The sequence below is a fragment of the Streptomyces sp. NPDC006544 genome, from assembly GCF_040611715.1.
In the GTDB taxonomy this organism is placed as follows: domain Bacteria; phylum Actinomycetota; class Actinomycetes; order Streptomycetales; family Streptomycetaceae; genus Streptomyces.
In genome coordinates this window covers 1-11,584 of the sequence record NZ_JBEXOV010000155.1, presented here as the reverse complement: position 1 = coordinate 11,584, position 11,584 = coordinate 1, and the positions used below count along the sequence as shown (strand labels likewise).

Genomic DNA, 11,584 nt, shown 5'->3' with positions numbered 1-11,584 from the left:
CAGCCCAGCCGGCAAACCCAGCCCCGCCGACAAACCCAGCCCCGCCGGCGTGTGAGGCGCGGCGGTCCGGGGGCTGGCCCCCGGCAGCGGACCCGCACCCGCCCACGGACCCGAAGCGAACGGGTCCGCCTCGAGCCGGGCCCAGCAACCGGGCCCGAGCCCAGACGCGCTCAGAACCGAGGCCGGGACCGGGTCAGGCCGGGGCCGGCAAGGTCACCTCGAAGCGGCAGCCCCCCGGCACGTTCCGCACCACCGCCCGCCCCGAGTGCGCCTCCACGATGCCCCGTACGATCGCCAGCCCGAGCCCCGCCCCGGCCGAAGGCACCGGCGTCCGCGCCGACGTGCCCCGCCACCCCGTGTCGAAGACCCTCGGCAGGTCCTCCGCCGGGATGCCCCCGCACCCGTCCGTCACCGACACCACCACCGCGCCCGCCCGCAGCGAGGCCGCGATCGCCACCGTCCCGTCCGCCGGCGTGTGCCGGATCGCGTTGATCAGCAGGTTCGCCAGGACCCGGGTCATCTCCTTGCCGTCCACCTCCACCGGCAACCGGTCGACCGCCTCGCCGACCAGCCGTACGCCACGCTCCCGCGCCAGCGGGTCCACCCCGGACAGCGCGTCACCGACCAGGTCGTACACGGACATCCGGCTCGGGCTCAGCGCCAGCGCCCCCGCGTGGATCCGGGACAGTTCGAACAGGTCCCCGACCATGGAGTTCAGCCGGTCCACCTCGGTGCGGATCTGACGGTGGTAGCGCTCCGGGTCCTCGGCCATGCCGTCCTCGAGCGCCTCCGACATGGCCCGCAGCCCGGCCAGCGGAGTCCGCAGATCGTGCGAGATCCAGGCCACCAGCTCCCGCCGGGACTTCTCCAGGGCCCGTTCCCGCTCCCGCGACGCCGCCAGTTTCCCGCTCGTCGCCGCCAGCTCCCGGGAGAGCGAGGCCAGTTCCGCCGTCGCCGGTCCGGACGGCGCCGCGAAGCTGCCGCCGTCACCGAAGTCCCGTGCCGCCACCGAGAGTTCACGGCTCCGGGCCACCACCCACCGTCCCAGCAGCAGCGCTGTGGCCAGCGAGACCACCGCCGCCATCGCCACCACCAGGGTGACCACCCCGAGGTCGTGCGGGGAGAGGAACATCGCCTCGGCCACGGCGAGCGTCCCGGCCAGCATGGCCGTCACCGCCACGGCGGCGATCACGGTCAGGGACACCGCCACCGACCGGTGGCGCACCAGCCTCAGCACGAGTGCGCCGAGCACCCCCGCGCACACCGCGCCACCGAACGCGAACAGGGCGATGAGCAGGACGTCCTTCATGCCGGAACCTCCTCTCCCGAGCCGGCCGGGTACCGGCTGTCCGGCCGCGGGCCGCCCGGTTCGAAGCGGTACCCCACGCCCCACACCGTCTGGATCAACCGCGGCTGCCCGGGGTCGTCCTCGACCTTGGCGCGCAGGCGGCGTACGTGCACGGTCACCGTCGAGAGGTCCCCGAAGTCCCAGCCCCACACCTCGCGCATCAGCTCCTCGCGGCCGTGAGCCTGTCCGGGATGCCGCAGGAAGTGCGCCAGCAGATCGAACTCCCTGACCGTGAGGGCCAGCTCACGGCCCTCCTTGGCGGCGCGGTGGGTGGCCGGGTCCAAGGTGATCCCGGCGCCCGTCAGCCGGGCCTCCCGCCCGCCGCCGGCTCGCGCGGCTCCGGGATCCGCGGCGGCCGTCGGAGCCGCGCCGCGCCGCAGTACGGACGCCACCCGAAGGACCAGCTCCCGCGGGCTGAAGGGCTTCGTCACATAGTCGTCGGCGCCCGTCTCCAGCCCCGCGATGCGGTCGTCCTCGTCCCCGCGGGCGGTCAGCATGATCACCGGCACTCGGCCGTTCGCGCGCAGCCTGCGGCACACCTCCAGCCCGTCCATCCCCGGCAGCATGAGATCCAGCACGACCAGGTCCGGCCGGGTCCGCTCGGCGCATACGAGGGCGGTGGGGCCGTCGGCGGCCGTCTCCACCGTGAAACCGGCGCGCCGCAGATAGCCCGTGACGACCTCGGACACGGTCGGATCGTCGTCGACGACCAGGATCCGACCGGCCGCCCCGGGTATCGATCCCGCCTCGCTCCCGCTCGTACCGCCGCTGCTCGTACCGCTTCCGCTCGTACCGCCGCTGCTCGTGCCCGTGCCGCTCATGGCGTCCAGCCTCCCATCCGTCGACGCGGGTCGGCACCGCCCACGGGGGCCGTGCGGGGCGACGTCCGCGTTTCGTAAGGAGTCCGCGGCCCTTTCTCGGGGGCTCGGTTCCTACGGTGAAATCGTGAGCGAATCCTTGACGGTAGACGTCGTACTTCCCTGTCTGAACGAGGCCGAGGCCCTGCCCTGGGTCCTTGCCCGCATCCCGGCCGGCTGGCGGCCCCTGGTCGTGGACAACGGCTCCACCGACGGCTCCGCCGACCTCGCGCGGTCGCTCGGCGCGACGGTGGTGCGGGAGCCCCGGCGGGGATTCGGCGCCGCCTGCCACGCCGGACTGCTCGCATCCGAGGCGGACCTCGTCTGCTTCTGCGACTGCGACGCCTCGCTGGACCCCGGGCTGCTGGCCGGCTTCGTGGCCTCCGTCGCCGCGGGCGAGGCCGATCTGGTGCTCGGACGGCGGCGCCCCCAGGGCCGCGGCGCCTGGCCGGCGCACGCCCGGGCGGGGAACCTGGCGCTGGCCCGGCTGCTGCGCCGCCGCACCGGGCTGCGGCTGCGCGACCTGGGCCCGATGCGGGCCGCGCGCCGGGAGCACCTGCTCGGACTGGACCTCTCGGACCGGCGCTCCGGCTACCCGCTGCAAATGGTCGTACGGGCGGCGGACGCGGGCTGGCGGATCCGGGAGGTGGACGTGCCGTACCTGCCGCGGTCGGGGAAGTCGAAGGTGACGGGTACCTGGCGGGGCACGTGGCAGGCGGTCCGCGACATGAGCCGGGTCCTGGCGGACCCGCCCGTGGTCCGGCCCACCCTCGACTCCCCCGCCGGGGGTTCCCGATGACCGCGCCGCACAGGCCGCACACGCCGCGAACGCCGACCGCGCCGACCACGCTGCTCGTGATCGCGAAGGAGCCGGTGCCGGGCCGGGTCAAGACCCGGCTCACGCCGCCCTTCTCCCCCGTCGAAGCGGCCCGGTTGGCCGAGGCAGCGCTCGCCGACACCCTCGCCGCCGTGGCCCGGACCCCTGCGGACCGCCGGGTCCTCGTGCTCGAGGGCCGTCCGGGGCCGTGGGTGCCGCCGGGCTTCGAGGTGCGCCCACAGGGCGGCGGAACCCTGGACCTGCGGCTCGCGGCGGCCTTCGCCGCGTGCACCGGACCGGCGCTGCTGATCGGTATGGACACCCCGCAGGTCACCCCGGACCTGCTGGAGGTCGACTGGACGGCGCACGACGCGTGGTTCGGCCCGGCCGTCGACGGCGGATTCTGGGCCCTCGGGCTGGCCGCTCCGGACCCCGCCCTCCTGCGCGGGGTACCGATGTCGAGTCCCACCACGGGCGCGGCCCAGTACGAGCGCCTCCGCGCGGCCGGCCTGCGCACCGGGCAGCTGCCCGTGCTCAGGGACGTGGACACGGCCGCCGACGCCCACCTGGTCGCCGCCGAGGCCCCGACCGGCCGTTTCGCCTCGCAGTTGACGGCCCTCACCGATTCGGCACACCGATGAGCCCGCTCCCTCCCACCAGGGAGACGAGCCCGGTCGAGGCGCATCCGGCCCCGTCGCGGCCTGCCACGGCAGCTCCGCCCTCCGAGGGCACCCCCCCTGATCGGTGGACACCGATCCGCCGTCCGACGGGAACACCCGGCACCGGACGAGGGCGTGTTCGCGGCGCGGTCGGCGGTGCGCCGATGAGCACGCTCACCCCTGCCACGACGGGTACGAACGGTACGACCGGTACGACCGCCAGGGAGGACGCCGGCCCCGGCATCGCGGGGGCCTCGGCGGCCGCCTGGTCCGCCGATCCCTACACCGTGGCCCTGCGCAGCGGCCGGGGTCCGCTCTATCTGCGGCGGGGCGACGGGTGGCTGCTGCCCCTGGACGTGGAGCGCTGGTGCGAGGCTCCGGACGGGGCGGACCGGACGGTGCTGCGGCGCTGCCGGGGCACGGTCCTCGACATCGGGTGCGGTCCGGGCCGGCTGGTGTCGGCGCTCGCCGCCCGGGGACACCGGGCGCTGGGCATCGACGTCAGCCCCGAGGCGGTGGCCCGGACCGCTCGCGCGGGCGGCACGGCGCTCCACCGGTCGGTCTTCGACTCCCTTCCGGGAGAAGGCCGTTGGGACATGGCGCTCCTGATCGACGGCAACATCGGCATCGGCGGGGACCCGACGGCGCTGCTGCGGCGGTTGGCCGGGGTGGTGGCGGTGACCGGATCGCTGATCGTGGAGTGCGTGCAGACGGCTCCGCAGGCCGACGTGGACGAGCGCTGCGAGGTCCGCGTGGCCGACGGCCGGGGAGGCCTCGGCGCGCCGTTCCCCTGGGCCCGCGTCGGCCCTGCCGCCCTGACCCGGCACGCCGAGGCCGCGGGCTGGACCCCGGCCGGCACCTGGTCGGCGGGCGGCCGGACCTTCACGGTGCTGACCCGCCCGGCCGAAGCCCCGTAGCTCCTCCCCGTCGCGCCGGCGGGCAACCGTCGCCGCCGCGCGCGTCGGCCGTCTCGGATCGAGGGTGGGACCTGGGCCCCACGGCCCCGGTCCGGGCGGCCTGTCCGCCCGCCTGCCCGCCTGCCCGCCTGCTCGCCTGCTCGCCTGCTCGCCTGCTCACGGTCGGCGGGCCACCCACACCGTGCGTTGCGTGCGGACGACGAGGTCGGAGCGGTGCGCGAGGGAGTCGGGGCCCTCTCCGTCGAGGAGGGTGGCGAGGGCGGTCAGGTCCTCGGCGTCGAGCCGGTCGCCGAGGTGGTCGCGGATGCGGCCGAGGCAGGCCCGTGCGTAACGGCCGGTGGCCGCGGGCGGCGGATCCGTCAGCTCGACGGAGAAGGGCCGCCGGGCCTCGATGGTGAATCCCGCCCCGGTCAGCAGCGCGCCCCAGTCGGAGTCGACGTGCGGCATGGACTCGGAGCGGGCGGCGTCGACGGCGGCGTGCGCGCGCGCTTCGAGTCCGGGGCGGCCGCTGCCGGTGTCCTCGGGGAGGAAGCGGGGGAACGTGCCGAATTCGGCCACCGCGAGCAGTCCTCCCGGGCGCAGCGCGCCGAAGGCCTCGGCGAGGGCCCGGCCGGGGTCCGCCATGTGGTGCAGGGAGGCCGACGCCCACACCAGGTCGGCGGGGCCGACGGAGGGCCAGGCCGCGTCCAGGTCCGCGCGTACGGTGCGGACCCGGTCCGCGAGGCCGAGCGCTCCGGCCTTGTCCTCGAGGTGCCGCAGCATCTCCTCGGAGAGGTCGAGGGCGGTGGCCTCGGCGTGCTCGAAGCGCCGGAGGAGGGCGAAGGTGCCGGTACCGGTGCCGCTGCCCACGTCGAGGATCCGGCGGACGGACGACGCCTGGCCGACAGTGTCCCGGCCCGGGCCGGACCGGGCCGAGCCGGACCGGACCAGGTCGTGGATCAGGCCGGTCACCTCGGTGAGGTAGTCGTGGAGGACCTCACCGTCGAGGTCGAGCATCTCGGCGAGGGCCGTCTCGTCGGCGGGGCCGTGGTCGTGGCCGGCGCTCGCGCCCTGTCCCTGACGGCTGTCACCGTGGCGATCGTGCCCCTGCTCGCCGTGCTGCTTGTGGTCGTGCCCGTGGCGGTGCTGGTCCGTGTGCATGGTCCGACCCTAGAGCGGCTTGCGCACGGTGCATGACTTCTTGCGTACTACGCAAGAAGGTGGCCCCCTGCACACCCTCAGCCGCAAGCGGACCCGTCTCACCTGCCCCGTCTCACACGGCCCGCCGCACGTCCTCGGCGCGGCCGCCCGCGCCGGCCCGTCCCTGTCCGCGCCAGCGCCACCGCCAGCGCGGTCACCGCCAGCACGCCGAGCACGACGGCCAGGTTCCGCCCGTACGGCAGCGGCAGCGCCGACGGGTTCGGGGGCGCCCCCGGACGCAGCAGCAGGGGCAGGGTGACCAGCACGAGCGCGCCCCCCGTCAGCAGGGCTCCCCGTACGACGCCCCGCGCGGGCACGGCCGCGACCGCCATCCCGACCGCCAAGACGAGCGGCGCGAGGACCCCGTCGTGCAGGACGAGCGCGCCGCCCAGCCACGCCACGACGCCGACCGGGTCGGGCAGGACCGACAGCAACCGCCCCCCGACCGCGATCAGCAGCAGCCCGCACCCGCCCAGCATCCACCGCGCGGCCTTCACAGCACCTCCAGCAGCGTGACCCACTTGGTCTGCAGCACCCCGGGCCGGTTCGGCGCGATGATGCGCGCCGGGTATCCGTGGTCGAGGTCCAGCACCTGGCCGTTCAGTTCGAGCGCGAGCAGCGTCAGCGGATCCTCTGCGTAGTCGCGGCCCATCTCCATCACCCGGTACGCGCCCCCCGCCTCCATCGAGGTGACGCGCAGCCCGGCTCCGGGGCCGGCTCCCGCCCTCGCGAGGAGATCGCGGATCCGCACCCCGCCCCAGCGCGCGTCCGCGCTCCAGCCCTCCACGCACGCGATCGGCAGCCGCGCCTGCGACCTGGGCAGGGAACGGAGTTGCTCGAGCGTCAGGGTGTACGGGAGCGGGCCGCGCACTTCCAGCCTCCAGTCCTGGACGGCCCGTTGCGTGACTCCGGCGGCCTCGGCCGTGCGGTTGACCGGCAGTTGCTGCGGTCCGTAGCCGGGGTGGCGGGGCGCGAGCAGGTCGAGGCGTGCCAGTGGCGTGAAGGCCTGCCCGACGGTGGTGAGCGTGACGGCTCCGACGGCCGCGCCCACGCCGAGCATCAGGGAGCGCCGGTCGGGGCCGTCCCGGGCGGGCAGTTCGAGCGTGCCGGGTGAACTGCGGCTCCAATGAGCCCTGATCGCGGGGGCTTTGACGGCCACGTGCAGGAGCAGCGAGCCCGTCACCACCCAGGCCAGCGCGAAGTGCGTCTGGATGAAGCCGAAGGGCCACGGGTACCACTCGGCGATGTTGAGGAGCCCGGTGAACACCTGCAGGACCGCGGAGGCCACCAGGACCGCCACGGACAGCCGCTCCACCGCGTGCGGGACACTGCGCACGGGCGGCCACGCGAAGAGCCTGGGGTAGACCGCCCACAGCTTCACCAGCAGCAGCACGATCGCGGCCAGTCCGCTGGCGACGTGCAGTCCCTGGCTGAGCCGGTAGCCCCAGACCGGGCGGCCGGGCAGCAGGTCGGCGGCCCAGCCGGGCGGGTGCTGGAGGTAGTGGCTGATCAGCCCGGTCGCGAAGCAGACGAGGAAGGCCGCGCCGAGCCAACGGCCGACGGAAGTGGCCGTGCGGGCGTCGTGGAGGCGGCCGGAGAAGGACGGTGGCCGGACCGGCGGGAGCCGGACCGACGGGAGCCGGACCGGCGGGAGCGAGAGCCCGCGCCCCCTCTTCCGCGGGGCGGCGGAAGGCCGTTGGGCGGGGGGCGGCGGAGCGGGCGGAGTCATGTCCTCCATCAGAGCGCCGCCGGGCCCCGCGCGGGCGCTTCGACACCTTACGAAACGCGGACACCGGGCCGGGTCGCCCGCCCGGCGCCCGTCCCCGCTGCCAGGCTGACCCGTATGAACCGCCCCCACCCCCGCCTCCCCCCATCCCTCCGCCTCGGTCCCCGCCTCCGCGTGGCCCTGACCGTGCTGCTGCTCGCCGCACTCACCGCCGCGCTCGTGCCGGCCGTCCGCGAGGAGGGCTACTTCTCCGACCCGGCGGGGCTGACGTGGTGGTACGCGGCCGCCTGGACGCTGTTCGCCGCGGCCCTGTGGTCGCTGCGCCGGGTACCGGCCCGCTGGGTGGTTCCGCTCGTCCTGGGGGGTGCGGTCGCCTGCTGCGCCGCGGGTCTGGCCGGGCCGCCGCTGACCAGCACGGATTCCTTCCGCTACGCCTGGGACGGGCGGGTGCAGGCCGCCGGGATCTCTCCGTACGACCACACCCCCGCCGATCCGGCGCTGCGCGCCCTGCGCGACGACTGGCTGTTCCCCCGCGGCGGGGCCGCCTGCGGGGGGCACCCGGACCGGGTGGCGATCGAGCCGGGAGTCTGCACGCGGATCAACCGGCCCTCCGTCCACACCGTCTACCCGCCCGTCGCGGAGGGGTACTTCACCGTCGTGCACGCCCTGTCACCGGCGGGCGTGCGCCACAAGGCCCTGCAGACGGGCGGGGCCCTGCTGGCCCTGGCCGTCACAGGGACGCTGCTCCTGGTCCAGCAGCGCCGGGGTGCGCGGCTCCGTACGGTCGCGTACTGGGCCTGGTGTCCGGCGGTGGCCGTGGAGGCGGTGAACAACGCGCACGTAGACGTGCTCGCCGTGCTGCTGTCGGTGGCGGCGCTGGGTGTGGTCGTGCGCCGACGGGCCCTGGGCGGCGCCCTGTTCGGGCTGGCGATCGCGGCGAAGCTGCTGCCCGCCGTGCTGTTGCCGGGCGCCCTGGCGGGCGTACGGCGGTGGCGCGACGCGGCGGCGCTGCTGGTGCCGGCGGCCGCGCTGGCGGCGTCGGCGTACCTGCCCTACGTGCTCGCCTCGCGGTCGTCCGTCTTCGGGTACCTGGGCGGCTACGCGCAGGAGGAGGGGTACGGGGACCCGGGCTCGGGCGGCCGCTACGCGCTGCTGCGCCTGGTGCTCCCGGACTCCTGGTCGGTGCCCGCGGTCGCGGTCGGGATGCTGGCGGTCGTGGCGTACGTGTGGCGCCGCGGCGACCCCGAACGGCCCTGGAGCGCGGCGCTGCTGGTGACGGGGACGGCGTTCCTGCTGATGACCCCGGGGTACTCCTGGTACGCGTTGCTCCTGATCGCGCTGGTGGCCCTGGACGGGCGCGCGGAGTGGCTGGGCGTGGCGGTCGCGGGGGCCGCGGCGTACGTGTCGGTGCGCGCGCTCGGCGAGCAGACCGTCCCGGTGGCGTACGGGCTGGCGGGCGCGGCCGTACTGGCGGCGTCGGCGGTACGACGCCGGGCGGGCCGGCGGGACGCCGGGGCGCGGTCCGCGCCGGGAACGGGGGCGGGAGCGGGATCCGAGGCGGGAGCCGGGGCACGGTCCACGCCGGGAGGTCGGCAGGAGGCCGGACCGGGGGCGGGGCGAGCGGCGAGACGAGGAGCAAGGCGAGCGGCGGCCCGGAGCGGGGAGGGGGAAGTACGCCCCGGGCCGCCGCCGCGCGCGACGGGCGGCGCGGATCAGCCGATGTGGAAGGAGTCCCCGTAAACCTTCCAGTCCAGCGGGGTGTTGAGGTTGAAGTTGCCCTTCTTCACCCACACCCGCTGCGCGGTGTCCACGCGGCTGGTGTCGCTGTGCGCCTCCTCCTGCTTCATCGCCCAGACGCGGGCGTCGAGGAAGGCGTTGAGCCAGGTGGCCTCGTTGCCGCCCTGGGACGGCGGCTTGGCCTTGGAGAGTGCGCGCTTGCGGATGTTGCGGAAGCTGGTGGAGTCGCCGCCGTCACCGTGCATGACGATCGCGTCGTAGTAGGTGAACTGGCCGAGCACGCCCACCCCGTCGGCCTTGCCCTGGTTGACGGCGGGGTTGAAGTAGACCCGGTCGCGCTCGTGGTCCTGGGCCTTCTTGAAGTCGGAGTCGGACGCCGCCTTCACCCAGTCCTTGGTGAAGTTGGGGTCGAGGCCGGAGTGCGAATCGCTGCCGTCGACCTTCCGCAGGGCGGGGAGGTACTTGGCGAGCACGTTGCCCGGCTTGATGCTCGTGTAGTACTCCACGAGTTCGAGCATGTCGTGGGTTCCCGAACAGAAGCCGATGATGCCCGCCGTGTAACCGCGGCCGTCGTCTATGTCCTCGATGTACTTGTACTGCGCCTTCCAGTTCAGCGAGGAGTTCTCGGCACTGGAGACGATCTGCATGGCGATGTCCTTCTTCACCGGATCGTCGAGCCCGACGGCGGCGGCCGCGGACACGCTCACGGCGGCCTGGTCCGCGCTGGTGGCGGCGGTCGCGTGAGCGGTGACGGGTACGGCGATCAGGGCAGCGCCGAGTACGGCACTGACGGCCAGTCGCTTGCGGTGAGGGGTGAACACGGGGCCTCCATAAGGGAGTTGATGCTCGGGGGGCTTCGTTAGGAAACTTTACTACCAGACCTCGCGCCGACTCAATACCCCGGAACCGGCCGAAACGCTTCCGGGTGGCGCCCGCGGCGCGGCCCCCCGCCCCGACGGGAGCCACCCGGAGGACTGACCAGCGCGAACGCCCGCGCGGTGACGCGCTTCGGTACCGAAAATTGACGAGCCTGCGCGTACCGGCCAGCGGCATTCGGCGCGACACCTCCGGCCGACGAGCGCCCCGCCGAGCCACCCACCCGCTTCAACGGCCCGGGGAGCTACCTGCTCGGCGGCGTCGTCGCACCACCCCGACACCGCGCCGACACCGCCGCCCGGAACCGGCAGCGCAGGCGCAGGCGCAGATCCCAGGGCGCCGGCGCTGGGACCCGCCCGCCCCCGAGGAGCCCGGCCCAAGGTGCGCAGCCACTCCGCCAATCCGCTGGCGCAGCGGCCCAACCGACTCCCACCCGCGCCTGTTTCACCCCCTGGTCCGCCGCCCGGGAGGAGTGCTTGGCCTACCGGGCCCGGCCTCCGAGGCGGCCGCGGCCCATGCGGCTGCGGCCCAGTGGACGCACGCGCTCGATCTCGACCTCGACCGGGCAGCAGACTGCGGCCCGGCTGGCGCGCACGCGACCTCGACCTCAACTACGGCAACGGCAGCGGCAAGGCCTTGCCCGATCTCGCTCGCGGCGGCTGCCCGGGCGGGCCGCAGCGGGCAGGGCCGGCCGCCGCTGGGCGACTGCGGCGGCCGGCCGTTCGCGGCCGGAAGGGTGTACGGCGTCCTCGCCGCCGAGCTCCGGGGCCCCCTGCCGCATCCCAGCACCGCGCTGTGCGACTGGGTCACCGTCACCCGGGCCGGTCCGTCCGTCCGGACGACCCCCTGGCCGGACCGAAACTCCGCCCGGCCCCTCGAAGCGGCGGGCTGACACTCGACCCCGTACGAGGTCGCGACCAGCCCTTTCCTGGCTCGCGCGGAGCGGTGGGCCTTCCCTCGCAAAACCTTCAGGCCGACCCTGTCCGCAGCCGTCAGACATCCCTTACGGGTCCGGTCGGCCCCCGTCAGTCTCCGGGCAACCCCGTCGGCCCGATCAGGTCGCCCGGTCAGCCTGCCCGATGCTTCGCCCGGGCCGCCGCCCGTGGCCTGCGTCCGGGGACCGGCCGGGCTCCCGGAACCGGCCGGGCCCTCCGTCACGGGCCGCCGGGGACCAGCCGGCGGCCAGGGGACCCGCGGCGCATCCCGCCGGGCAGCCCGCGCCGGCGGCCCGGACGGCCCGGACGGCTGGCCCGATGCTTCGCCCCGGCCGCCGCCCGCGGCCGGGGGCCCGGGACCGGCCCAGGGCCCGGCATCGCCGGGGCCCCGGACCGGCCGGGTCCTTCGTTACGGCCCGTCGGGGATCAGCCGGCGGCCGCGGTTCACGCTGGCGACCGAGCTGAACTCCCTCGAGGGCGATCCCCACTGGAAGACCCTCGCCACCGCGGCGGAGAAAACCTGGAGCCCGTCG

At 75.3% G+C, this 11,584-nt stretch carries 10 protein-coding genes; 4 read left to right on the top strand and 6 right to left on the bottom strand.

Features of this window, described 5'->3' with window-relative positions:
* Positions 1–193: 193 nt before the first annotated feature.
* Positions 194–1,309, bottom strand: a complete 1,116-nt coding sequence (locus ABZY44_RS35840; RefSeq protein WP_356661405.1) for a HAMP domain-containing sensor histidine kinase — start codon at positions 1,307–1,309, stop codon at positions 194–196.
* Positions 1,306–2,169 (bottom strand): response regulator transcription factor, encoded by an 864-nt coding sequence (locus ABZY44_RS35835; RefSeq protein ID WP_356661403.1) that lies wholly within the window; start codon positions 2,167–2,169, stop codon positions 1,306–1,308. Before ABZY44_RS35835 ends, ABZY44_RS35840 begins: the two co-directional genes overlap by 4 nt.
* Before the next feature lie 124 nt (positions 2,170–2,293).
* On the opposite strand from ABZY44_RS35835, the gene ABZY44_RS35830 reads away from it, so the two are divergent.
* From ABZY44_RS35830 to ABZY44_RS35820, 3 genes are all read left to right on the top strand, one after another.
* The gene (locus tag ABZY44_RS35830) at positions 2,294–3,004 is read left to right on the top strand and encodes a glycosyltransferase family 2 protein (protein ID WP_356661401.1); all 711 of its coding nucleotides are present in this window, start codon (positions 2,294–2,296) and stop codon (positions 3,002–3,004) included.
* Positions 3,001–3,663: a DUF2064 domain-containing protein gene (locus ABZY44_RS35825; protein WP_356661399.1), complete on the top strand. Its 663-nt coding sequence runs from the start codon at positions 3,001–3,003 to the stop codon at positions 3,661–3,663. The genes ABZY44_RS35830 and ABZY44_RS35825 overlap by 4 nt, the downstream gene beginning before the upstream one ends.
* A 182-nt stretch (positions 3,664–3,845) precedes the next feature.
* Entirely contained in the window at positions 3,846–4,598 is a 753-nt protein-coding gene (locus ABZY44_RS35820) for a methyltransferase domain-containing protein (protein ID WP_356661397.1), read from the top strand.
* 156 nt (positions 4,599–4,754) lie between these two features.
* Here the strand turns inward: ABZY44_RS35820 and ABZY44_RS35815 are convergent, their stop codons facing one another.
* The 3 genes from ABZY44_RS35815 to ABZY44_RS35805 all read right to left on the bottom strand — a co-directional run bounded on the left by ABZY44_RS35815 (position 4,755) and on the right by ABZY44_RS35805 (position 7,506).
* On the bottom strand, positions 4,755–5,738 hold the full coding sequence (locus ABZY44_RS35815; RefSeq protein ID WP_356661395.1) for a class I SAM-dependent methyltransferase: 984 nt from the start codon (positions 5,736–5,738) through the stop codon (positions 4,755–4,757).
* A 98-nt stretch (positions 5,739–5,836) separates the two neighbouring features.
* A complete protein-coding gene (locus tag ABZY44_RS35810) occupies positions 5,837–6,274 on the bottom strand; it encodes a hypothetical protein (protein ID WP_356661393.1) in 438 nt (145 codons plus the stop codon).
* Entirely contained in the window at positions 6,271–7,506 is a 1,236-nt protein-coding gene (locus tag ABZY44_RS35805; protein ID WP_356661391.1) for a molybdopterin-dependent oxidoreductase, read from the bottom strand. Before ABZY44_RS35805 ends, ABZY44_RS35810 begins: the two co-directional genes overlap by 4 nt.
* Positions 7,507–7,620: 114 nt before the next feature.
* On the opposite strand from ABZY44_RS35805, the gene ABZY44_RS35800 reads away from it, so the two are divergent.
* Positions 7,621–9,243, top strand: coding sequence for a glycosyltransferase family 87 protein (locus ABZY44_RS35800; protein ID WP_356661389.1), 1,623 nt, complete (start codon positions 7,621–7,623; stop codon positions 9,241–9,243).
* Here ABZY44_RS35800 and ABZY44_RS35795 read toward each other — a convergent pair.
* Positions 9,216–10,061, bottom strand: coding sequence for a chitosanase (locus tag ABZY44_RS35795; protein WP_356661387.1), 846 nt, complete (start codon positions 10,059–10,061; stop codon positions 9,216–9,218). The genes ABZY44_RS35800 and ABZY44_RS35795 overlap by 28 nt on opposite strands.
* Positions 10,062–11,584: the final 1,523 nt, after the last annotated feature.